Raw genomic sequence first — 23679 nt, forward strand, 5'->3', positions numbered from 1 at the left:
ATTTCATTGAAGTCCGCATCGCCAAACCGGGCTCAAATCCATCGCGAAGTGTCGAAGTTGGGAGATCTGTTCGCGGTTCTCGTAGCATTTGTCGCTGGAGACCACGACAACCGAGCGCAGCGAAGGCGCCGCCGTGCGGCAGGCCTCCAGCAGATGCACGGTGCCCATGACATTGGTCGCATAGGTTTCCACCGGCGCCGCATAGGAATAGCGCACCAGCGGCTGCGCCGCCATGTGGATGACGATCTCGGGGTCAAACCCCTTGACCGCCTGGCGCAGCGCCTCCTGATCGCGCACATCCCCCGGCACATGGTCGATCTGCGCCGCCAGGCCCAGCTCGTCAAAGAAGCTCTGGCGTCCCTCGGGCACGCCCTCCATCGCGGGCGGCAGCGCAAAACCACGCACCTGGGCCTGCATCTGCAGCAGCCAGGCGGTCAGCCAGCTGCCCTTGAACCCGGTATGCCCGGTCACAAATACACGGCGCCCCTGCCAGAATGAGGATGCGCTGTCGAAGTCAGTGTTGCTCACGTTTGTGCCTTATCTGCGGTGGCGTGCCTCTGGTGCTCTGCCTGTTGGTGTCTTGCCGTCCGGGTCAGGAAACATGCTGCAGTTGACGGCTGCCGGTGATGCTGGACCTGTCCGCGATCCTTCCTGCTCCGGTTCTCACGTCTTGGTGATCCCGCAGGGCGCGGCACCTTGTGCAGCAGGCGGGCAGGGGTCTGCGGGGCGGCAGCGGTCGGCTCATGATCCATCTTTGCAAGGGTTTCCAGCGCGGGATTTCCAGTACGGGGCTGATGTCTGAAGGCCTAGGAGAAAATGGTTACCAAACTCGAAACACCTCATCCGGGTAAAAGAAAATTAACCGCGTCCGCTTATCGCTAAATTTCAAGAGAAATTGAAAATGATGCGAGCAAGTGCATGAAAGTTGTTATTCTGGCCGGCGGCCTGGGCACCCGGATCAGCGAAGAATCCCACTTGCGGCCAAAGCCGATGCTGGAGATCGGCGGCAAACCCATCCTGTGGCACATCATGAAGTCCTACAGCGCCCATGGGCTGACGGATTTCGTCATCCTCTGTGGCTACAAGGGCCATATGATCAAGGAATATTTCACCAACTACCTGCTCTATAATGCAGATGTGAGCGTCAATCTGGGCACCGGAGAGTTCAATATCCTGAACCACTCCGCCGAGCCCTGGCGTATCACCATGCTGAGCACCGGTGAGCTGACCCAGACCGGCGGCCGCCTGGCCTATGCCCGGCCGTATCTGGACGAGACTTTCTGCCTGACCTACGGCGACGGGGTCTCTGATGTCGATCTGACCAGCCTGCTTGGCTTTCACTTTGCCGAAGGCCGTCAGGCAACGGTCACCGCAGTGCAACCCACCGGCCGCTATGGCAGCATCGAGATGGACGGCAGCGCCGCCACCGGGTTCGTCGAAAAACCGGCGGGCGACAACCACTGGGTCAGCGGCGGCTTCTTCGTCTGCGAACCCTCGGTGCTGGATCAGATCGAAGGACCAGAGACGATCTGGGAAAAGGGGCCGATGCAGAATCTTGCGCAGGAGGGGCAGCTGTCGGTCTACAAGCACCGCGGGTTCTGGAGTGCGATGGATACGCTGCGCGACAAGACCTATCTGGAAGGCCTGTGGAACAGCGGCCAAGCGCCCTGGAAGACCTGGACCTGACCCATGTCAGATCCGCTTCTGTCCGCCTTGTCCCTGCCTGGCGCCTTTCACTACCGGCCGCATTCACATGAAGATCAGCGCGGCAGTTTCTGCCGTCTGTCCTGTGCTGCGATGCTGGAGGAGGCCGGGCTCAACCGCACCTGGGTGCAGAGCAACCTGTCTCGAACCGCCGCCCGGGGCACCCTGCGCGGCATGCATTACCAGACGCCTCCCTATGCCGAGATCAAGCTGCTGACCTGCATCACCGGCCGTATTTACGATGTGCTGGTGGACCTGAGGCCGACATCGCCCACCTATCGGCAGTGGACCAGTATCGTCCTTGATGGGGCCCAGGCGGATACGCTTTATATTCCGGTAGGCATCGCCCATGGGTTTCAGACCCTCAGCGATGACGTGACCCTGCACTACAGTCATTCCCAGCCCTTCAGCCCCGCTCATCAGGCCGGGCTGTCCTATCGGGACCCGCAGATTGCAATCGAATGGGAACTGCCGGTGACGGTGATTTCCGACCGCGACGCGGCGCTGCCGTTTCTCTCTGACATAAAGGAGGCCACTTGATGCAGTGCAGACATTGCTCAACGCCGCTTTCGCATAACATCCTGGATCTGGCGCATGCGCCGCCCTCCAACGCCTATCTGGAGGCAGAACAGCTCCTGCAGCCGGAGGTTCACTTTCCGCTGCGGCTGTTCTTCTGCCCGACTTGCACACTGGTGCAGACCGAGGATTTCTGCCGCGCCGATGATCTGTTCGACGCCAACTACGTCTATTTCTCTTCCACCTCCAGCAGCTGGTGCGCCCATGCCGCGCGCTATGCGCAGACCGCGATCTCACGCTTTGGTCTGGGTGCGGACAGCTTTGTGGTCGAAGTGGCTTCCAACGACGGTTACCTGCTGAAGAATTTCGTTGCTGCAGGCATCCCCTGTCTGGGGTTCGAGCCAACTGCCAGCACCGCAGAGGCCGCCCGCGCCGAAGGCGTGCAGAGCCGTCTGGAGTTCTTCTCCGAAGCCACGGCCCGGGCGCTGCGGCAGGAACGCGCGGCGCAGGGCAAGGGGGATGGCGGCGCTGATCTCATCGCCGGCAACAATGTCTATGCCCATGTGCCCGACATCAATGACTTCACCCGTGGCCTTGGTCAGCTGCTCGCCGCCGAGGGCGTGGTGTCTCTGGAATTCCCGCATTTGCTGGAACTGGTCACCCAGGGGCAGTTCGACACCGTCTACCACGAGCATTTCTCCTACTTGTCACTGACTGCCGTCAGCAAGATCTTTGCCGCAGCGGGGCTTCGGATCTTTGATGTGGAGACCTTGCCGACCCATGGCGGCAGCCTGCGGGTCTGGGGATGCCACGAGGAGGCCGCACATGTGCGCCAGGCTTCGGTCGATGCGGTGCTGGGGCAGGAACACGAAGCAGGCCTCGGGACCGTGGACTTCTACAGCAACCTGCAATCTATGGCCGATCACGCAGCGGACAGCCTGCTTGTCTTCCTGGCCGAGTGCAAATCGCGCGGCGAAACCGTGGCCGCCTATGGCGCCGCAGCCAAGGGTACGACGCTGCTGAACTATGCCCGCATCGGCCCGCGGCTGCTGCCCTATGTCTGCGATGCCGCCCCCTTCAAACAAGGCCGGTTCCTGCCAGGCAGCCATATTCCGGTCCGTCCGGCCGCAGCCTTGCGGGAAGCCCCCCCACAGCATCTGCTGATTCTGCCCTGGAACATCAAGGCGGAAATCGCAGCCGACCTCGCCTGGCTGGCTAGGGACCACGGCACCAAGTTCTGGACCATCATGCCGGAACCGGCCTGTCTGGTCCCTCCCACCCTTTGATGATCGACTTTCACGCCCGATCGCTCCGCATATTCGAACAGGATTCCCACTTATGTCAGACCTGAAACTCAGTATCTGCATTCCAACATTCAACCGGGCCAGATATCTGGAGACGGTGCTGGCGCATCTGGAGGAGATCCTGCCGCAGCTGCCCTTTGAAACCGAAGTGCTGGTCTCTGACAATGCCTCCGAAGACAGCACCCAGGCTGTGCTGGAGGCGGCGCGGGACCGGCTGCCTCTGCGAACCTTCCGGCAGGAGACAAACATCGGGGCGGTGCCGAACATTCATTCGGTGATGAGCGCGGCCAAGGGCAGGTATCTCGTCTATCTCGCGGATGACGACCGGCTGCAGCCCGAGGCCCTGCAAAGTGCCATCACCATGCTGGAGGCCACCCCCTCCGCCAGCGGTCTTTATGCCCCCTGGCAGATCAAGGATCTGGTCACCGGCGAGGTGCAAGCGCAATTCTACAGCCAGCCGCGCGATGTCACCATTGGTCAGGGCAAATATGCCCAGCTGCTGGAGCATATCGTAGAACACCGCATCTACTCGGAAATCTGCATCCTGCGCCGGGAGGCTTTCCGCGCCCTGCACCCGATCGCCACCGATATTGCATTCTGGGCCTTCACCTTCCCGACCGAATATCTGGGGGCGGGGGATCTGATCTATGCCAAGGACCCCTTCTATATCTCCGTCAGCCGCCATTTCGAAGGCGATACACGCTCACAGCTGGGGTTCCGCGATGTCATGAGCGCCTGGGACACCTACCGCGGTGGCCTGGAGGTTCTCTATGGTCTGGCCCTGACCCATGGCGGTCTGACCAAACCGGATATGGTTGCCAGCTACCTGCGGGTTCACCCGATCGAACGCATGCTCACGGCGCTGCGGCTGCGGGTGAATCTGGGCGCCGACCCGCTGGAAAACTATGCGCTGGCGGCGCGGCTGCGCGGGCTGGGGCAGGTCGATAACCTGCCAGTTCCGATGGCGCAGATCCGCAGCACGGCGGCGCTCTATTTTGCCTGTGTCAAACTGCCCGAGACCCTGCGGGCCGAGGGGGTCGCGGTCATTGGCGAGTATCCGGAGGCCTCTCTGCAGCAGCTCAAGACCTTCACCAACGTACCGGTCCGGCGCGTGACCGAGGCCGAGGGCATCACCGACCGGGATGTGGCCCTCGATTTCGGCTGCGAAGATGAGGCCTTGTGCGCCGCCGCGCGGGAGCATGCGCTGGCGCATGTCACGGGCACCCAACTGGAGCAGAAATTCGTATGAAGAGAGGCTGCGGGCAGCAATGATGCGTATCCTTCTGACTGGATCCACCGGGTTTGTCGGCCGCGCCGTTACCCGGCAGCTGCGCCAAGGCGGCCATGAGTTGTGCCATGTCATCCGGCAGGGCTCGGCCGGGCGCATCTGTGCCCCGGATCCCCGGGACCGCATCGTCGAGGTCGAGGATCTCTTTGCGCAACCCGCCGATTGGTGGGCGGAAACCGCCCGCGGCTATGATCTGGTGCTGCACATGGCCTGGTATGCGGAGCCGGGCAAATACCAGACCTCGCTCAAGAATCTGCACTGTGTAGCCGGCACCATGGCTCTGGCCGAGGGCGCCCGGCAGGCCGGGGTGCCGCGCTTTGTCGGGCTCGGCACCTGCCTGGAATACGATCTGAGCAGCGGCCAGGCCTTCCAGGACACGCCGCTGGCGCCGGAGTCGCCCTATGCCGCCGCCAAGGCGGCCTGCGCAACCGCTCTGCAAGCGGCGCTGCCGCAGGCCGGTGTCTCCTTTCTCTGGGCGCGGCTGTTCTATCTGCACGGAGCGGAAGAGGACCCCCGGCGGCTGGTCGCCTCGCTGCATGCGCATTTGGCCGAAGGCCGACCGCTGGAGCTTAGCAGCGGCACACAGATCCGCGACTTTATGGATGTCGATGCCGCCGCCGCCCTGCTGGTTCAGGATGCCCTGTCCGCGCGCAGCGGCATCAGCAATATCTGCAGCGGCACCGGCATTTCGGTGCGCGCCCTGGCCGAAAGCATCGCCGACCAATACGGCCGCCGGGATCTGCTGATCTTTGGCGCCCGCCCCGGCAATCCGGATGATCCGCCCTGCGTGATCGGCCACCGCACCGATGCCCCGCTTCCCATCTGACCCCCTATCGAGCAAGAGACTGACACCATGACCGACTTCAAAACCGAGATTACCGGCCGCATCAAGGACATGACTGCAAATCCCGCCCTGCAGAAATCCGCGCTAGATTTTCTGCGCAGCTCCGCCAAGGCGCAATATTCCTATAATTTCCACTGGATGGACCGCCCGATCATTCAGTACCCGCAGGACATCGTCGCCATGCAGGAGCTGGTCTACGAGCTGCGGCCGGATCTGATCATTGAAACCGGCATCGCTCATGGCGGCTCGCTGGTGTTCTCCGCCTCGATGCTGGCCATGCTGGATATGGTCGATGCCATCGAAGCCGGGGAAAGCCTTGATCCGGCGGTCTCCAAGCGCAAGGTTCTGGGCATCGATATCGACATCCGCGCCCACAACCGCGCCGCCATCGACGCCCATCCGATGCGTTCGCGGATCGAAATGATCCAGGGCTCCTCGGTGGATCCCGAGATCATCAGCCAGGTCCGCGATTTCGCGGCCGACTACAAGAAGATCCTGGTCTGCCTCGACAGCAACCACACCCATGAACACGTCCTGGAAGAGCTGCGTGCCTATGCCCCGCTCACCTCCTCCGGCAGCTACTGCGTGGTGTTCGACACTCTGGTTGAAGACATGGAAGAGGATACCTACAAGGACCGTCCCTGGGGCAAGGGCAACAACCCCTATACTGCCATCCAGTCCTATCTCCAGGAGAGCAACAGTTTCGAGACCGATAGCCAGATCCACGAGCGCCTGCTGATCACCGTTGCAAAGAACGGATTCCTGCGGCGCATCGACTGACGCGTGCCTGACCCGGGAATAGATCACAGCCGGTGCGGGTAAGCCGCACCGGTTAAGACTGCAGGGCATTACATTTCTGGGCTATCGTCTATGATGGAGCGAATAACCCTTGCGATGGCTGGCGCCCTGGCCGCGCCCGTCGTTTCCAGCAAGGCATGGTATTTGGCACAACCCAGTTTAGAATGTGCCCGGCTGTCAGTTATTGTAAATCCCATTCAGAAATGTCACTGGCTGCGCAAAGCAGAAAGGTCACCACAGGGCGCTACGGGAGCAAGGCTTTGCAGCCCGCAGACCCCAAATATCGGAGGGCTGAAAAGCCTTGCGGGTGTCAGTGGAAAAGCTGGCGTTTCTCTTTCTTGGTGAAGAAGGCAGCGAGCCCTTCTTCTTCCACAGTCTTCTCGAACTGCTTCCAAGCAAGGCCGTCCTCGATGAACGGGTTATCGAAAACGGTTGAGGTGCCAAACTCGTTTACGACTTCCAAGATCCAGCTCGGATCAATGTCCGTTTTATAGATCTCGACCGTCAGAAAATGCCCGTCGATCTCTACATCGGCGCACAGGTCTGAGAAAATCACTTCAACATCGTCATCGGTATTCATGGACCAAACTTGAGGCTATTCCGCTGCTTGTGCAATCTTCTTCTTGGCCCGCGATCCTGGCGGTCTGCCTGGCCGACGCCCGTTCGGCTTGTAGCCCATCTTCTCTGAGTTTGTCCGCACCTTCGGCTTAGGCGGTGCAGCGTCCTGCATCTCTTTGACATAGGCCAGAACCGCACCGAGCCGCTTGTTCTCGGTGATGGCTGCATGGGTGACGCGCTGGTCCATATCAAAGATCCTGTAGGGCAGGGCTTGGCCTTTCCAGCGTACCTCGAACCGCCCATCCACAAAGACATAGGTGTCCACATATTTGCCGACCAGAGCGCGTGACAGCTCGTTCTCTTCGAGCATGATCCGCTTGCGGTCATAGGAAAACGTGAGCTGCTTGCCGACATAGCGGTTCTCACGCCAGCACAACACTTCCGCCAGCCGATCCGGCTCCACATTCAACGCCCGGTGCAGGTTGTCCGGTTTGGCCGGGGCCTTGGCAAATTTGGCGTTAAAGCGGCTCTTAAAGCCTTCAAGAAAAGCGTTTCCGGCTTTCATGTCCGAAACGCCTGCCAGCCTCAGTTCTTTGACAAGCCGGTCCTGAAGCGTGCGGTTGGCCCGTTCTACGCGACCTTTGGCCTGAGAGCTGTTGGCGCACAGGATCTCGATGTTCAGCTCATTCAACGCACGCCCGAACTGGGTCATGCCTGCACCATTCCTGGCGTCTTCTTTGGCAACTCGAAATACCGAATGCTTGTCGCTGTAAAAGGCCACTGGGCGGCCATGCTGAACCAAATAACTGTCCAACGCCTCGAAATAGCTGAACGTGCTCTCGGACTTCACAAACCGCAGCTCCATCAAGGTGCTGGTGGCATCATCGATGAAAACGAGCAGGGTGCAGGGATCACCCCGATCCTCAAACCAACGGTGATCGGAACCATCAATCTGGATCAGCTCACCATAGCATTCGCGCCGTAAGCGAGGTTGATGGAAGGTCCGGCGCTGTTTCCGCGAGAGCCAGATGCCGTCTTCGATCATCCATTTGCGCACGGTCTCGCGAGACACTGTGAACCCGTGATGCTCAGCCAGCTTCTCAGCTGCCAGTGTTGGGCCGAAATCCGGGTAATTCTCTTTGATCAGGCTCAGAGCATAATCGCGCTTTGCATGATGGATACGATTGTTTGGAGGTTTGCCGCGCGCCTTATGCCGGATCGCTGAGGCGCCATCCTGCCGGTATCGCTTGAGAAGCCGGAACACTTGCCGCCTTGTCAGATTCAGCAGGTTTGCCGCATTGTCTACCGTCAGCCGACCATCATCGACCTGCGCCAAAACCTCAACGCGGTTCAAATCGCGCTCGCTCATCATAACCCATCCCATGTCCACTCATCCTCGCTATCGTATGCGAGGAGAGTGACACTTCTGAATTGCTCATGGGTGACATTATCGCTTTGCGGCTACAGTTATGTACCTCATAACGTATATTATGTTAAATATACCCTGTGCTATCGGGATTTAGGCGGGATTTAAACCCTGGGCGCAGGCCGGATCACGCCTGACCTGCGGGCCGGGGATCTGCTCCGCTTTTGGGCCTGCTCTCGGACCGACAGCGCAACAGGGCCTGACTCAGGTCCATGGTGCGGATCGGTTTGCTCAGCACCCCGTCAAACCCTTCACCCAGCAGCGAGTCCACCTGGTCCGGCATGGTATGGGCGGTCACCGCAAAAACCGGGGCAAGATCCGCGCCACCGGCCTGTTTGCGGATCGCGTGCAGCGCTTCGATGCCAGAGAGCTTCGGCATGGAAATATCCATCAGCAGGCAGTCAAAAGCCCCCGGCTCCCAGGTGGCGACGGCCTCTGCCCCGTCGTGGCACAGCACCGCCTGATGGCCCATCCGGCTCAGCAGTTTGCCAATGATCAGCCTGTTGGTGGCGTTATCCTCGGCCACCAGGATGCGCAGCGGCGGGCCTGAGGTCTCAGATCCTGCGGGGGGCTGGGCAAGGAGCAAAGCCTCGGAAGGGGGCGTCGGCAGATCGGCGCCCGTCCCTGTTTCTGTCTCCGCGTCCGCTTTGGGGGCTGTCTCAGGGGGCGCGGTGTCCGCATCATCGGCCTGCTCCAGCGGCAGCCGCACCCGTATGGTGGTGCCCTGCCCCGGCTCTGAAGCGATCTCCAGCTGGCCTTGCATCAGCGTGACCAGCTCGGACACGATGGCCAGGCCCAGGCCGGTGCCACCAAAGGCGCGGGTGCTGGAATTGTCGGCCTGTTCGAATTTGCCGAACACCCGCTGCAGCTCTTCCGGGGTCATGCCAATGCCGCTGTCGCGCACCTCGAGGCACAGGTGCCCGTCGCCCGAGAATTCGGCGCTGAGCCGCACCTCACCAACTTCGGTGAATTTCAGCGCATTGCCGCAGAGGTTATGCAGGATCTGGCCGATCCGGCGGGCATCGCCAAGCCGCGCCGTGCCGGTACCCGGTGCCAGTGCCAGTTCCAGCGCCACGCCCTTGCGCTCGGCCACCACCCGGTGCAGCGAGGCGACCTGCTCCAGCACCGTCTTCGGCACGAAGGGGGCGATGTTCAGCTCTTCCTTGCCCGCTTCGATGCGGGCCAGATCGAGAATGTCGTTGAGGATCGACAGCAGCCCCTGAGCCGAGGTTTCCGCGGTGGTCAGCATTTCGCTCTGCTCGGCGTCGAGCCGGGTGTCCTCCAGCAGTTGCAGGGTGCCGAGGATACCGTTCATCGGGGTGCGGAGCTCGTGGCTCATATTCGCGAGAAAAGCGGTCTTGGCGGCATTGGCGGCTTCGGCGCGGGCGCGGGCCTCGTCGAATTCGGTGACATCCACCCGCAGGCCGACCCGGCCGCCATCGGGGGTGTTGCGTTCATAGATCTGCAGGATGCGCCCGTTGCTGAGCCGCTGGCGCAAAGAGCCGCTTTCCTTGCGGTGCTGGGCCAGGCGTTCCTTCAGCCAGTCCTCTTCGCGGCCCCTGGCCTCTTCATATTCGCCATGCTCCAGCCCGTAGCGCAGGATGTCCTCAAACCGGACGCCTTCGCGGATCATCGGGGCGCTGGCGGAATAGATTTCACGGTAACGGGAATTGGCCAGCACCAGCCGGTCGTCGGCATCATAGTAGACAAAGCCGTCCGGCAGCGCCTCGACCGCAGCCACCAACCTGGCATGAGCCACTTCCGCCGCCTGCTGGCTGGCATCGCGCAGGCTGGTGTCCTGCACCATGGCCACGAACCAGGGCTGATCGTCCATCATCAGCTGCAGGGTGATTTCTACCGGATAGCAGCTGCCGTCCCGGCGCTTGTGCCGGGTCTTGAAGCGCAGCACGCTTTGCCGCCCCGAGGTCAGCGGCTCCACCATCTTGCGGAAGGCTTCAGGGGTGAAATCCGGCTTGATGTCCAGCGGCGTCATCTGCGCCAGCTCTTTCATGTTGTAGCCGAGGTTGTCGCGGGCGCCCCGGTTCACCTCGGTGAACTTCAGACTGTCGGGGTCGAAGACATAGATTTCATGCAGGCTTTCTTCGATGATCCGGCCCAGCCGGGCGCTGCGCATGTTCTCTTCGGCGGCCTGTTTCAGCGGCGTGATATCCGTGAGCACCGCCACATAGCCTTCGAGCTGCCCGTCGGGGCCGTGCAGCGGGGTGACATCCAGCATCTGCCAGTATTCCCGCCCGGACGGGGCGCGATTCAGCAGCTCGGCGGTGACCGGTCGCTGCGCGGCCATGGCCCGGGTGATGCGGGCGGTGCCCTCGGGATCCATATGGGCACTTTGCAGGATCTCGCTGGGGTTGAGGTTCTGCGCATCGCCGTTGCTGTAGCCGGTGAGCCGTTCGCAGGCGGGGTTGATCCAGCGGATGCGCTGCTCCGGGGTACAGAAAATTACCGGGCTCTGGGTGGCACGGGCGAGGCCGCGCAGCCGGGCATAGAACCGGCGCCGCCAGAAACTCTGGGAGCGGGTCAGCTCGATCAGGAACAGACCGGGGCGCAGCGCGCTGATATTCCAGTGCAGCCGGTCCCCGCTCGCGGCCATGGTGGTGATCCGCGCCGGGCCTGCGCCGGGGCTGAGCCGTTCCGGCGACAGCGGCGGCGGGGAGACGAACTGCTGCATACCCGGCGCCGGACCCGGGCGCAGCGGCACAAGGCGCGCAAAGGCCTTGTTGGCATGCAGGATCGCGCCATCGCCGCCGAGCAGGGCCATGGGGCTCTGGGCTGCGCCGATCAGGGCGCGAAGCGCCGTATCATCCTGGGCATGCTCTGCCTGCGTCACCGAAAACCTCTTTAAATCCTAGTACGACCGGCCCTGTATCAAGGGTGCCAGCCGGGTGCCAGACACGTTCAGGACAGATCCAAGTCGCGCCCGGGCCGCCTGCAGCGCGCCCTTTGCCGGGTGCAAAAAGGCGTTCAGGCAGCGTTTGGGCGTCGGTTTCTGCCCCGATGATACGAAAACTAGCAGCCAACCGTTAGTAAGCGGTTCAAATCAGGAGAAAAACCGCCAAAGCGTCGCATTTTGGGCATGTTTTCGGGCGGGGCGGAGGCGGTCGGCGGGCCCCGGTCCAGTCCCGAACAGGGAGGAGACGAGATAGAAGGCCAGATTGGAAACGGTACAGGGCACTGAAAATATTCAGAAACCGCCTGACCTTACCCCGAAAAGCAGCTGGCTGCACATCGGGGTAGATTCCGGTAGGGGGCAGGATTGTATCATAAGGTCTGCCGCCCTCATGTTTCTTCATTTCAAGAGACGCCGTGATCACTTTTGGGAGACGGTGTGACGCAACCTCATCTCTGTTTGTCGCGCTGCAACGCATTTTAGGTCAGCCAGGACCTGGCATTTCAGGCTCATCTAAATGTGGGGAGCGCACGGGCTGCTGGACTTCGTTTTCAACTTCACCGACGGATCGGGGACGGGCTGGCTGCATGGCGGGCGAGGATGCACCTTTAGAGGCATTGAGAACATCGAGCCAGTCCTTGCTGGGCTGCGTGCTGCCCTCGACCCGTGAGGCCGGCGCAAGACGCGTCACCTGCGGCAGAAGCCCGGCGAGCTGCCTGTGCAGGACATCCCCCGCGGCGTCATTGTCGAAACCTGACAGCACCTGCCGACCCTCGGCCAGCTTGACGAGGGCCGTCTCCGTTCTCGGCCCGAACCCACCGCCGGTGCTGACATAGATCGTGTCCTCCCAGGATTCGAGTTCCGCAAGCGCGAGGGCGTCGAGGCCGCCTTCGAACACCACCATGCGCGTGGCGGTTTTCTGATTGCCGAGGACGGAGACCGTCTTCAGGCCACCCTTGGCGAAGCGCGCGGTGTTCTTCCGCCCATCCTTCTCCCACCGCTGTTCGAACCCTACGATATCGCCGGTCTCGGGGTTGCGATGGGCGAAGTAGATGCCGCCAAAGGCGCCACAGCGCACATCGGCTCGAAAGCGCTGGAGCGTCGATGTCGAGATGCCCCGATCCTCTGCATAGGTCCGCTGATCCTCGATATAGGGCGCGTCCTCCCATCTGCGCCGGGCCTCGGTGTGGTCCCGTGGGCTGTCGCCCCGGCGGTGCGCTGCCGTGGGCGCCGGTTTCGGGGTGTCGGCACCCATGATCTCGCGGAACGCCTTGCGCGCATCACCCAAGGTGGATCCGGCGTTGTCCGACAGCCAGAGGTCGATGACCGAGCCAGAGGCGCCGGTCTTGTTATTCGTCCAGACCCAGACCGCCTCTTTCCGCGTCGCTTTGATGGTCTCAGCACCCCGCACATAGGTGCGCCGATCCCGGCCCTGCGGGTCGTTGTGCCCGTCTTTGTGTTTGCGGGCGTAGGACCAGCCACCGCGTGCGGCAACCTCATCGACATGGACGGCACGCATCTTGTCCAACTCATGATGGTCGTTCTCTTTGATCACCTGAGCGATCCGCCGCTTCTTGCTGCTGTCGCCGCGATCGACGTCCGGTGCGGGTTGCGGGTTCGCGACGCTCCGGCGATCTGGCAGTTCTGCTGTGATCCGCTTTTCTTCCCCGCGCGCCACGGTCCGTAGGGCCGACCGGACGGGGTCACGCCCGGAACCGATGGCGTCGATCACGGCTCTGGCTTCAGCTGTCTTGATCTCGACTTCGGTCGCGGCTTCTGCCCGTTCTGCGTCATTTTCCTCGATCGCCTGATCTCGGTGGGCGATGGTCTCCTGGGCCGCCATCTGCGCCGCCCGGGCGTCGGTATCGATCCGGCGCTGCTGACGCTCCAGACGGTCAAGGATCGCATCACACTGGGCCTGAATATCCTTCGGGACGCCATGTACGGACAGACCGGCCCGCGCCGCCTCAAGCGATATCAGGCGCACGAAGTCAGATGACCCCTCAGGTCGCACGGAGGACCATCCCTTTGCCTTGGCGATCGCAATCATGGCCGCGCGCGTCTCCCGAGTGCTGCGCGATGTCGAGAGGCGGTCGCCATGATCGACCAGGGTCACGTTGTCCCTGAAGGTGATCTGAGGGTGGACATCCTGCAGATCGACAAAGCGGACCGCCTCAGACACGGCGGGATCGAGATGGAGATCACAGTAAATACGGCGCAAGAGGGTCAGCTTGAACGCCGAGGATGCGGTTGCTTTTCGATCTTCCTCCGAGAACACCCCGGATAGGCTTTCTATCTCCTTATGATCTCCTTTGCGATCATTGACGTATGCGCCGCCCGGATCTTCATAGGCCCCGAGCCGTGCCTCCATCCTGCCGATGGAGAACTTCGACCCAAAGGCCGAGGCTTTCGCGAATTCGGTGCTGCCCAGGATGCCGATCCGCGCGCCGGACCCGGCCCTGTAATATCGCAGCCCGAGCGCCCCGAGTTCGGCGTGAAGGCCCTGCCAGTCCCGCGCGGAGGCAACGACCTCTGCAAACCGGGCCTTCAGGGCGTTGGGGATGCTGTGTTCGAATGACTCGATCCCGATCGATTTCTCAAACTTTCGGGCGCCGGAGGTTTTTGGCCTCTGCCCGGCGTCCCGGGCAGCCTGCTTCTTGTCCCAGGCCTCCGGGTTGGGCTTCAACGCGACTGCGCCGTCGGCCGAGACATCGAAGTCAAACCGGCCCCGGTCATGCGACCAGCCTTGTGCCAGTTCGATCTCGCGGCAAGCCTTTTCGATCCGGAGATGATCATTCGACTTTGACCAGACCTTTCCGGTGATGGGGTGAACGGTGTTACAGACCAAGTGGACGTGTCGCCGTTTTGTGTCGTGATGCGTCCCGATGACGATCTGATGGTCCTCGAGCCTCAGGCTGCGGATCATGTGGTCCGCGGCCTCAATCATCTGGTCGTCCGTCGGCTGCTCCAGTTCATGCCAACTGAGGACCAGATGGTAATACGGTTTAATGCACCTGCTGTTCAGCTCGGACGTAAGGCGCATGTCCTCGGCCGCGTTCTGCCAGTCGCTTGAGGCGAGGTTGCGCAGCTCTACGCGGGCCGCCTTGCCGCAGACATAGGCCACGCCAGGCTTGAAGGCGTCCGGGCGGCCACCGGACCCCTTCTCCCCCTCTCTCTTGATCGCCTCGCCGATCATGCCAGCAGGGCCCGGATCTCTGCGGAGGCCTTCTCAACAGCGGCGATGGCATCATGAATCACGCGCATGTCATCGGCCGAAAAGACGGTGAGACGCCCTGCGTTCGCGGCATAGGCGAGTTGGTTCAAGTTGGAGCCTTGCTTTCCCAGCTCGCCTTTGATGCGCAGCAGGTCATGGCGCTCGCGGCGCTCAAGCTCGGCCTCACCGAAGACGAAAGCAGCATGATAATCACGGTGGTTCGTAAACCCGGCCCTGCGTGCCCGCGCGATGAACCGGTGCAGCTCTTCATCGTCCACCCGCTGCTGAAGGAGGTTGTTCCTTCTCCGGCGGTTTGATCTCTGTTTCCCGTCACCTGACCGTGCCATGTCCGCTCAGCCCCAATTCGCCCTTCTTCCTTTTTATGACCCCTCCGTGAAAAAACCTAACGCACCCCTTCCCCTAACGCCCATAGCTGATCCCGCCGACGCCATCTGGCGGAGAAGGAGATCAGCCCATCACCGCTGAACGAAACATCCGATTTGGCCGCCGTCGGTCAGGAACGGCGGCTCGGCGCAGAGGCCTCGAGCTTCGAGAAAGAGATACATCCCCCAAGCCGTGGTACCGGCGAGGCATGCGGCAACAAGGGCACCGACCACGGCCGCGACAATAAGCTGCCGCCGGGAGATGCGGTCGGCTGTCGTGATCGATTTTTGCGCCGCGTTTCGGGCGATCTTGTCGGAGGCCTGCTCAATGATCCGTGCGATCGCTTTCTGCGCCTCGGCGCTGGCGATCGGGCCGGCACGGTCCGGGATCGCTTGCAACTCGTCCAGAACGCGCTCGACGTATCGCAAGGTATCAATCCGGCCCGACCTGATTGCGCGGTCATAGTAATCGAGAACCATGATGACCGGCCAGAGTTCGTCCCGCGGGGAGAGACCAAGACCCGCCTTAACCCCCAACAACCGGGCCCGGTCTTGTTCGGTAGGTGCGCGACGGTAGATCTGGGTGAACAAGTCTTCCGGAAGCTCGGTCATTCGATAAGCCCAGCAATCTTCATCTGCTCGGACCAGGACCTGACAGCTGCCTTTACGCGCATCTTCTGAAGCGTGGAAAGCTTATCCGAGGTTTGTGCGGTGATCAGGTTCAGGGATCCGTTCTCCAGAATATCATTCACACGGGGGTCGAGCCGGATCATGTCGATAATGGCTGCCCCGCGCGCTTCGAGATCAGCTTTGACCTGGGTCGTGTCGAACAATCTGAAATCGCGGTCCTCGCGCCAGTTGCGTACGACGATCCAGCGCGTGGCATCTGGGAGGGCCGCCAGTTCCGCCTTGAGTGCGACGAGCGGCGACCGGGTCTGATCGATCACGAAGACAATAGTCAATTCGGCGTCGATCTCGGTCAGCAGCAATTCGAGGCTGAACCCATCTTCAGAAGCGCCGCCCTGATTCAGCTTCTTTGTGACGTCCGAGCCCCGCGCGGGCAAATCAGTCAGGACATCCCCTGGGCTTTCCGCGATGACGTCAAAGAGGGCATTGCGGCCTGTGGGTGTCATGACGTTGATGCAGTGGACATCCAGTTTCCCGTCTTGAAACGCCGCGTGGAGGCCCGGGTTTTTGTTGTCGCCATCGACCAATGTGACCGGTAGGCCATTCTGGAGCATCACGGCGGCCATCCGCTTTGCGACTTCGGTTTTGCCGACGCCGCCTTTGTCCCCATGTATGAAAAAAATCCGCTTCACAGGTCGCCTCCTTGATCTCGAAAATCGGATGCGGGGGCCTCTTTTTGACCCTTTGTCATGCCCTTGTCCGGGACGGCCTGTATCCTGGTTTCCGCAGGACCGGTCCGGCGCGTCCATGACCGTGTCGGCGCGATCCCGGCCTGAGTTCTGGCGCGGCGCACGTAGGTTTTAAACGTGTTCACCTTGAACTGCTCGCCATCCGGGAGCGTCTTGTTGAGTTCGGCGCAGATCTCTTCCAGAGAGAACCCAGCCGTCATCTTCGCGTGTATATCCTTGATCAGGCCGGTGACGAAATCGGCCCTTGTCAGTTTCTTCTCCCGTTGCGCCGACATCGACTTGAGCGCTGCCTTCGCGTCTTTCAGGTGTTCCGGTTTGAGTGCCATGCTGTTATCCTCGCTCTACACGGCAAGTGTCTTCGATGACCGTGAAAATACGAAAATAAATCTTCGGAATCCTCTTCCGGAATGACCTGCTGCCTAGCAGGGTATGGCGACGGTAAACCGTCCCCCCCTGATCCAGCAGCGGCGGCGACACTGAGGTGTCTTCTTCTCGCAGGATGGGGAACTTGTCGGCGCCGGGGGCTTCTCCGCGGTGCGTTTGGGGCAGTAGGGGAAGAGAGAATAACACAAGGCGAAACAGGTCTTGCACCGATGGACCGGGAGATGGGCTTCGGCGGGCACCATTTTGGGGCAGACCCTAGATGACGCCCTAAGCGTGATCTCTGTGCCGTTTAACGATGTCAGTGACGGTATTTTTGGAAATGCCGAGATCGCGCGCAATCCATCGGTATGATTTGCCGTCTTGAACGGCCTGCAGCACCTTCGGGGCTAGCTTATCAGACTTGGGTCGCTGTCCCGGCTGTCGCCCAAGCTTTTTGCCGCGGGCCCGTGCAGCGGCCAGGCCGGATTTCACGCGCTCGCTGAGAAGGTCGCGCTCGAATTGGGCGATCCCGGCCAGCATTGTGGCCATCATCCGACCGTGAGGTGTATCGAGCTCGAAGGTCATGCCGTTCATAGCCACGACCGAGACTTTCCAGCCCGCAAGGCGATTGAGGGTATCGAGCAGGTCCTGAGTGGACCGCCCCCACCGGGAAAGCTCGCTGACCAGAATGGCGTCTATATGCCGGGCCTGCGCGAGATTGAGGATCTGATTGCGGGCGGCGCGATTGGCTGAGGCCCCGGAGGCCGTTTCCTTGAACATGCCGACCACGTCATAGCCGCCGCGTTCCGCAAATGCGGTCAGTTCCGCGACCTGCCGCTCACAGGACTGATCAGAAGTCGAAACTCTGGCGTAGATGGCCGCGCGGTTTTTCATATCCTATCGCTCTGCTGCTTGAGGATGTGTCCCAATTGAACCCCCTCGGAATTTGGCCTTGCAAGCCTTTGATATTGCTGGTGCGGATTTTGTCCTGAACAGACTAATGACTAACAAGGACAAGGCCACATGCCAAGACGCTCTATTCTGACCGCGCGCCAACGCGCGGCGCTGATCGACCTTCCGAAAGACGAAGCCGGCATCCTCCACCACTACACGCTGTCGGATCATGACATCGAAATCATTCGGACCCGTCGCCATGCACGCAATCGCCTCGGCTTTGCTCTTCAGCTTTGTGCGTTCCGGTATCCTGGCCGACTGTTGGTGTCGGGTGAGGTCATTCCGGAGGCCGTCAGTCGCTTCATCGCCGCACAGCTTGGCGAAGAGATGGATGAGCTTTCCCATTACGCTGAGACCGACGTAACGCGGCGAAGGCATCTGGTCGACTTGCGCCAAGCCTACGGCTTCAGGATGTTCTCCGGTCACCGCGCACGCGAGCTGAAGGCCTGGCTTGCGGGTGAGGCGGAGAACGCGACTACCAACCATGATTTTGCCCGCCGATTTGTCGATGAGTGCCGCCGGACCAGAACCATCCTGCCGGGCGTGTCCGTGATCGAGCGCCTCTGCGCGGATGCGCTGGTCGCGGCGGAACGTCGGATCGATAGCGCCATCGTAGCCCGGCTGGATGAGCCGATGAAAGCCCGCCTTGATGCCCTGCTTACGGATATGGTCGAGGGCAAGGTCAGCCGGTTCGTCTGGCTGCGCCAATTCGAGGTGGGTCAGAACTCGGCCGATGCCAGTCGCCTGCTCGACCGGCTGGAATTTCTGCATCAGATGAACCTGTCGCCTGACATCCTTTCGGGCATTCCACCCCATCGGGTGACCCGCCTGCAGCGTCAGGGGGAACGCTATTTTGCCGATGGCCTGCGCGACATCAGCAGTGATCGCCGCCTGGCCATCCTCGCGGTCTGCGCGGTCGCATGGCGTGCGGCGCTTGCGGACGCGGTCATCGAGACCCACGATCGGATCGTGGGCAAGACATGGCAGGGTGCCAAGAAGCTCTGCGATGCCAAGATCGCTGACGCAAAGACGGCGGTGCAGGACACCCTGCGCGCCTTCAAATCCCTTGGTGCCGCCTTGCTCGACGCCAGAAGCGATGGCGCGCCCTTGGATCAGGCGACGGAACTGGCCTGCGGGTGGGAACGGCTTGAAGGCTTGGTGGCCATCGCCGCCGAGTTGACGGACACGATGGCCGCTGACCCCTTGGCGCATGTTGGCCAAGGCTATCACCGGTTCCGGCGCTATGCCCCGCGCATGCTGCGCGCGTTGGATATCCAGGCGGCGGGTGTCGCAGCGCCCTTGCTGCAGGCCAGCACGCTGATCGCGGACGATCAGAGACCCGAGGAACGACCGGTTGGCTTCCTGCGACGCAGTTCGAAATGGCACCGCCATCTGAACGCTGAGGACGGTGACGGCCATCGGCTCTGGGAAGTGGCGGTGTTGTTCCACCTGCGGGATGCGTTCCGCTCCGGCGATATCTGGGTGCCTCATTCCCGACGCTACAGCGATCTGAAACAGGCTCTGGTTCCCGCCGAGGCGGTGAAGGATATGCCAAGATTGGCCGTGCCGCTTGATCCGGAAGCCTGGCTTGCCGACCGCAAGGCACGCATGACCGAAGGCCTGACGCGGCTGGCAAAGGCAGCGCGTGACGGGGCCATCCCCGGCGGCTCGATCGAGAACGGCATCCTGAAACTCGACCGCCTGAGTGCGGCGGTGCCGCAAGAGGCGGACGAGCTGGTGCTCGATCTCTACGACCGGCTGCCCGCCGTACGGATCACCGAGCTGATGCAGGAGGTCGATGCGGATATCGGCTTCACGGAAACCTTCATCAGTGCGCAAACCGGCGCGCGCTGCAAAGACCAGATCGGCATGCTGACGGTGTTGCTGGCCGAGGGCCTGAACCTCGGGCTCAGCAAGATGGCCGAGGCGACCAACACCCATGATTACTTCCAGCTTTCCCGTCTGTCGCGATGGCATGTGGAGAGCGACGCCATCAACCAGGCCCTCGCCATGGTGATCGAGGCGCAATCCCGCCTGCCCATGGCCAGGTTTTGGGGTGGTGGCATGACTGCCTCCAGCGATGGGCAATTCTTCCCCGCCGCCCGGCAGGGCGAAGCGATGAACCTCATCAACGCGAAATACGGCTCCGAGCCGGGCCTCAAGGCCTACACCCATGTCTCCGATCAGTTCGGCCCTTTCGCGACCCAGAACATTCCCGCCACCGTGAGCGAGGCACCCTATATCCTGGACGGGCTGTTGATGAACGAGGCGGGGCGGAAGATCACAGAGCAATATGCTGACACCGGCGGGTTCACCGATCACGTCTTTGCCGTAACCTCGCTGCTTGGGTTCCGATTCATCCCGCGGATCCGTGACCTGCCATCCAGACGGATCTACCTCTTCGACCCGGCGTCAGCGCCAAACGAATTGCGCAGCCTGATCGGTGGCAAGATCCGAGAGGGCCTTGTCGTCCAGAACTGGCCCGGTGTGCTGCGGTCTGCCGCCACGATGGTGACAGGCGTCATACCGCCCAGTCAGTTGCTCAAGAAGTTCGCCGCCTATCCGCGCCAGCACGAGTTAGCTCTGGCGCTCCGCGAAATCGGCCGCGTCGAGCGCACCCTCTTCATCATCGAGTGGCTCCTCGACGCCGACATGCAGCGGCGGGCCCAGATTGGCCTGAATAAGGGCGAGGCACATCACGCTCTGAAAAACGCCCTGCGCATCGGGCGGCAGGGCGAAATCCGGGATCGTACAGCCGAAGGGCAGCACTACCGCATGGCCGGTCTCAACCTGCTCGCCGCCATCATCATCTACTGGAACACCAAGCACCTCGGTCAGGCTGTAGCCGCGCGGCAGCGGGCCGGGTTGAATTGCGATCCCGCTCTGCTCGCGCACATCTCCCCGCTCGGATGGGCCCACATCCTGCTCACCGGCGAATACCGGTGGCGGCGGTAAGCCAGGGTGAAGTTGTGAAGTAATCACCCCCAATTTCTTGCCACCTTCACAGCCACGAAACGCGCGCACCACGCTCACCGCCACAATGAAGGCAACCACAGGGCTCAAATTGAAGGGGTGTAGGGGGCGTCAGAGCCTTGTGATACGATCCTGCCCCCTACCGGAATCCACCCCACATCGGGCGTGACCGCGTCCGATCAACCCGATCAAATTATCTGAAAAAGGGGTGAGAGGGCTAAAATAAAATTAAACCACAGGCTGATAGGCTGCGGTTGTTTGCCCCCCATCCGATCCGCAGGCCCTCCGCCGGGCAGGCGGGCGGCGCTTTGCTACAGGTGATACAGTATGGTTCACAAGTCCTCCGCAGATCCCGCAGTCGATCCCACCGCAGATCCCGCAGCTGGTGGGACGCGCGCCGCGCGCCGCTTCCGGCCGTTTTCCAGCATCGGGGCCAAGCTGGTGCTGATCCTGCTGGCGATGGGGGCTGCCTCGGCCGGGATCGGGGTGCTGGTGTCGCTGGTCTTTGCCCGGGTGTCCGATGACATGGGGGTGCTGACTCAGGACATGCTGCCGCAGCTGGAGGTCAGCGCCCGGCTGACCGAGGCCACCGGCCTGACCCGCAATGCGATGACGGATATCCTGCTGGCCGATGATGCCGCAGAGCTGCAGGACCGCCGCAGCCAGATGGAGGCGGCGACCCAGCGCCTGCAGGAGGAGGTCACCGGCCTGCCCTCGGATCTGCGCGCCGAGTATGAGGCCGTGGTGACCCAGACGGTGCAGTCGCTGAATGCGCTGATGGCGGCGCGGGAAACCACCTTTGACAGCGAGGCCCGGATCGCGGCGCAGATCGATGATCTGCAGGAGAACAGCCAGCATCTGCAGAACACGCTGCTGAGCGCCGCCGAGGCCGCCTATTCCAACCTGCAGACCGGGGGCGATGCCACGATGTCCGCGATCGAAGACGCGCTTCTGGTGCTGGTGGAGGAAAATTTTGCCGGGCTGCAAAGCCTTCTGGAGGCGCAGGGCGATATCAACCTTCTGTCCGGGGTGGCGCTGGCGCTGGGGCAGACCCGGGATCCGTCTTTGAAAAAAGCCCTGTCCAATATCGCCAAAAGCTCGACCGCGCGGCTGGAAAACCTGCCCGAGCGGCTGGTGGAGATGGAGGTAGACCCGGTTGAAGCGGGCATCGTCGAAGAGGCGCTTGCCATCTTTGACCAGATGATGAACGCGCGCCGCTCCGAGCAGAAAGAGCTGCGCCCCATGGTGCTGGATCACCGCCAGGCCAGCGCCAATGTGCTGAACAAGGCGATCGAGGACATGGTCTTTGTGCTGGAAATCGTCGCCGAGGAAACCGTCGAGGAAAGCCGCGATGCGGTGCAGAGCCTGCTGGACAATGAAATCGGTGTGTTGAAACAGCTTCTGGAAATGAACACCGAGGTCAACGCCCTGCAGCTGGCGGCGCTGCAGGTGCTGGCCGCCGACCGTGTCGCCGCGGTTGAAGAGGCCGGTGCGCCGCTGCAGGCCGCGGCCACGGCGCTGATGGCCTTCCGTGATATTGCTGGCGGGCAATTCGCTGCCGATCTGGAACAGATCGCTGCCGATGCCGATCCGGAGACCGGTCTTGCCGCCTCGCGGATTGCCACGATCCGTGCCCGCGCCGAAACCGTCTCTGCCTCGCAGGAGGCGGCCAGCGCGGTGGCCGAAATCGCTTTGCGGGCGGCGGCGCTTAGCGCTGACAACCAAGGCGCCATCGCCGAGATGGCCGGCTCTGTCTCCCGCGATGTGAAGGCGGCGCAAACCCGGATGCAGACCCTCTGGGCGGTCTCGGCGGCGGTGCTTTTGGCGGCGATGGTGCTGACCCGGCTGCTGATCACCCGGCCGCTGGCCCGGATCAGCGAGACCACGGAAAACCTGGCGGGCGGCGATCTCAGCCCGGTCACCGGTTTTGACCGCTCCAGCAGCGAAATCCGCCGCATCGCCCAGGCCCTGTCGGTGTTCCGCAACGGGCTGGTGGAAAAGGAAGAGATTTCAAAGGCGGCCGAGGCCGAACGCCAGCAGCATCTGGCGCAGCAGACGGCTGCCGTCAGCGCCATCGGTCAGGGGCTGGAACGGCTTGCCGAAGGCGATCTGACGGTACGGATCCACGACGAGATGAGCGCGGGCTACGGCAAGCTGCGCGACGATTTCAACCGGGCACTTGGCGCGCTGGAAGATTCCGTGCGCAGCCTCAGCCAGAGCGGCCAGTCCACCGCCAGCGGCACCACCGAGATTTCCGGCGCCGCGCGCGATCTGTCAGCCCGCTCGGAACATTCGGCGCAGACCCTGGCCTCTACCGCGGCGGCGCTCAACGAGCTGTCAGTCTCGGTCGAAAGCACCGCGCAGGCCTCGGGCGAGGCTTCGGCCTCGGTGGAGACCGCGCGCCGCAACGCCAGCGAAAGCATGGATGTGGTCCAGCGTACCTTTGCCGCCATGGAGGCGATCAAGGAAAGCTCGGACAAGATCGCCAAGATCATCGGCCTCATCGACAGTATCGCCCAGCAGACCAATCTTCTGGCGCTGAATGCCGGGGTCGAGGCGGCACGGGCCGGATCCGTGGGCAAGGGTTTTGCGGTGGTCGCCTCCGAGGTGCGCAACCTGGCGCATCGCTCGAAAGAGGCCGCCAACGAGATCGCCAGCCTGGTGGCCGAAAGCAGCGAACATGTGGAACTGGGCGCCGATCTGGTCGGGCGCACCGGCGAGGTGATCAACGAGATTTCGCAATCGGTCTCCAGCGCGGCCGAGCTGATGCAGAATATCTCGCGCGCCTCGGCGGAACAGTCCAGCAACCTGCAGGAGGTGAATGGTGCGGTGGCCAATCTGGACGATGCCACCACCAAGAATGCCGCCCTGTTCGAAGAGGTGACCTCGGCCTCCATTTCCCTGTCGCAGGAGGCGCAGGCCATGGCCGAGGCGCTGGACCGATTCCGCACCGGTACGGCAGCGGGGGGCATGGCAGAGCCGTTCGAAGAGGCGCCGCGCCTGTCGGCCTGACCGGCCCGTGCGCCTGCTTCCCCTGCCTCAGTCTGTCTGATCTTCGGCTGGAACTGCC

General features: G+C 62.2%; 18 protein-coding genes. 8 read left to right on the top strand and 10 right to left on the bottom strand.

Going from position 1 to position 23679, the window contains the following annotated elements; all coding sequences use genetic code 11:
• Nucleotides 1–3: 3 nt before the first annotated feature.
• Nucleotides 4–528, bottom strand: coding sequence for a GDP-mannose 4,6-dehydratase (locus C6W91_RS16670; RefSeq protein ID WP_370571143.1), 525 nt, complete (start codon nt 526–528; stop codon nt 4–6).
• 390 nt (nt 529–918) lie between these two features.
• On the opposite strand from C6W91_RS16670, the gene rfbF reads away from it, so the two are divergent.
• From rfbF to C6W91_RS16700, 6 genes are read left to right on the top strand one after another with little or no spacing between them, the layout of a single operon-like run.
• Nucleotides 919–1686, top strand: coding sequence for a glucose-1-phosphate cytidylyltransferase (gene rfbF / locus C6W91_RS16675; protein ID WP_370571144.1), 768 nt, complete (start codon nt 919–921; stop codon nt 1684–1686).
• Between the two features lie 3 nt (nt 1687–1689).
• Nucleotides 1690–2244, top strand: coding sequence for a dTDP-4-dehydrorhamnose 3,5-epimerase family protein (locus tag C6W91_RS16680; RefSeq protein ID WP_370571145.1), 555 nt, complete (start codon nt 1690–1692; stop codon nt 2242–2244).
• Nucleotides 2244–3506, top strand: coding sequence for a methyltransferase domain-containing protein (locus C6W91_RS16685; RefSeq protein WP_370571147.1), 1263 nt, complete (start codon nt 2244–2246; stop codon nt 3504–3506). The genes C6W91_RS16680 and C6W91_RS16685 overlap by 1 nt, the downstream gene beginning before the upstream one ends.
• A gap of 52 nt (nt 3507–3558) precedes the next feature.
• A complete protein-coding gene (locus C6W91_RS16690) occupies nt 3559–4773 on the top strand; it encodes a glycosyltransferase family 2 protein (protein WP_370571148.1) in 1215 nt (404 codons plus the stop codon).
• A 22-nt stretch (nt 4774–4795) separates the two neighbouring features.
• On the top strand, nt 4796–5638 hold the full coding sequence (locus C6W91_RS16695; RefSeq protein WP_370571149.1) for an NAD-dependent epimerase/dehydratase family protein: 843 nt from the start codon (nt 4796–4798) through the stop codon (nt 5636–5638).
• A 27-nt stretch (nt 5639–5665) separates the two neighbouring features.
• Nucleotides 5666–6436 (top strand): cephalosporin hydroxylase family protein, encoded by a 771-nt coding sequence (locus C6W91_RS16700; protein WP_274830814.1) that lies wholly within the window; start codon nt 5666–5668, stop codon nt 6434–6436.
• 328 nt (nt 6437–6764) lie between these two features.
• Here C6W91_RS16700 and C6W91_RS16705 read toward each other — a convergent pair whose 3' ends face one another.
• The 9 genes from C6W91_RS16705 to C6W91_RS16745 all read right to left on the bottom strand — a co-directional run bounded on the left by C6W91_RS16705 (nt 6765) and on the right by C6W91_RS16745 (nt 17576).
• Nucleotides 6765–7034, bottom strand: coding sequence for a hypothetical protein (locus C6W91_RS16705; RefSeq protein WP_370571150.1), 270 nt, complete (start codon nt 7032–7034; stop codon nt 6765–6767).
• Between the two features lie 15 nt (nt 7035–7049).
• The gene (locus tag C6W91_RS16710) at nt 7050–8396 is read right to left on the bottom strand and encodes an ISNCY family transposase (RefSeq protein WP_274830626.1); all 1347 of its coding nucleotides are present in this window, start codon (nt 8394–8396) and stop codon (nt 7050–7052) included.
• A gap of 169 nt (nt 8397–8565) precedes the next feature.
• Nucleotides 8566–11286 (bottom strand): PAS domain S-box protein, encoded by a 2721-nt coding sequence (locus C6W91_RS16715; RefSeq protein WP_370571151.1) that lies wholly within the window; start codon nt 11284–11286, stop codon nt 8566–8568.
• 544 nt (nt 11287–11830) lie between these two features.
• Nucleotides 11831–14542, bottom strand: a complete 2712-nt coding sequence (locus C6W91_RS16720) for a relaxase/mobilization nuclease domain-containing protein (RefSeq protein ID WP_347510260.1) — start codon at nt 14540–14542, stop codon at nt 11831–11833.
• Entirely contained in the window at nt 14539–14838 is a 300-nt protein-coding gene (locus C6W91_RS16725; protein WP_085633405.1) for a hypothetical protein, read from the bottom strand. The genes C6W91_RS16720 and C6W91_RS16725 overlap by 4 nt, the downstream gene beginning before the upstream one ends.
• Before the next feature lie 198 nt (nt 14839–15036).
• Nucleotides 15037–15555, bottom strand: a complete 519-nt coding sequence (locus C6W91_RS16730) for a hypothetical protein (protein ID WP_347510261.1) — start codon at nt 15553–15555, stop codon at nt 15037–15039.
• Nucleotides 15552–16262, bottom strand: coding sequence for a hypothetical protein (locus C6W91_RS16735; protein WP_370571152.1), 711 nt, complete (start codon nt 16260–16262; stop codon nt 15552–15554). Before C6W91_RS16735 ends, C6W91_RS16730 begins: the two co-directional genes overlap by 4 nt.
• The gene (locus C6W91_RS16740) at nt 16259–16645 is read right to left on the bottom strand and encodes a hypothetical protein (protein ID WP_347510263.1); all 387 of its coding nucleotides are present in this window, start codon (nt 16643–16645) and stop codon (nt 16259–16261) included. Before C6W91_RS16740 ends, C6W91_RS16735 begins: the two co-directional genes overlap by 4 nt.
• 325 nt (nt 16646–16970) lie before the next feature.
• The gene (locus C6W91_RS16745) at nt 16971–17576 is read right to left on the bottom strand and encodes a recombinase family protein (RefSeq protein WP_347510264.1); all 606 of its coding nucleotides are present in this window, start codon (nt 17574–17576) and stop codon (nt 16971–16973) included.
• A gap of 129 nt (nt 17577–17705) precedes the next feature.
• On the opposite strand from C6W91_RS16745, the gene C6W91_RS16750 reads away from it, so the two are divergent.
• Together C6W91_RS16750 and C6W91_RS16755 are read left to right on the top strand one after the other, a co-directional pair.
• Nucleotides 17706–20591, top strand: a complete 2886-nt coding sequence (locus tag C6W91_RS16750) for a Tn3 family transposase (protein ID WP_347510265.1) — start codon at nt 17706–17708, stop codon at nt 20589–20591.
• 345 nt (nt 20592–20936) lie between these two features.
• Nucleotides 20937–23621 (top strand): methyl-accepting chemotaxis protein, encoded by a 2685-nt coding sequence (locus C6W91_RS16755; protein WP_370571154.1) that lies wholly within the window; start codon nt 20937–20939, stop codon nt 23619–23621.
• Nucleotides 23622–23679 lie beyond the last annotated feature (58 nt).

The organism is Phaeobacter sp. SYSU ZJ3003, from assembly GCF_041300735.1.
GTDB classification, from domain to species: Bacteria; Pseudomonadota; Alphaproteobacteria; order Rhodobacterales; family Rhodobacteraceae; genus Phycobacter; species Phycobacter gallaeciensis_A.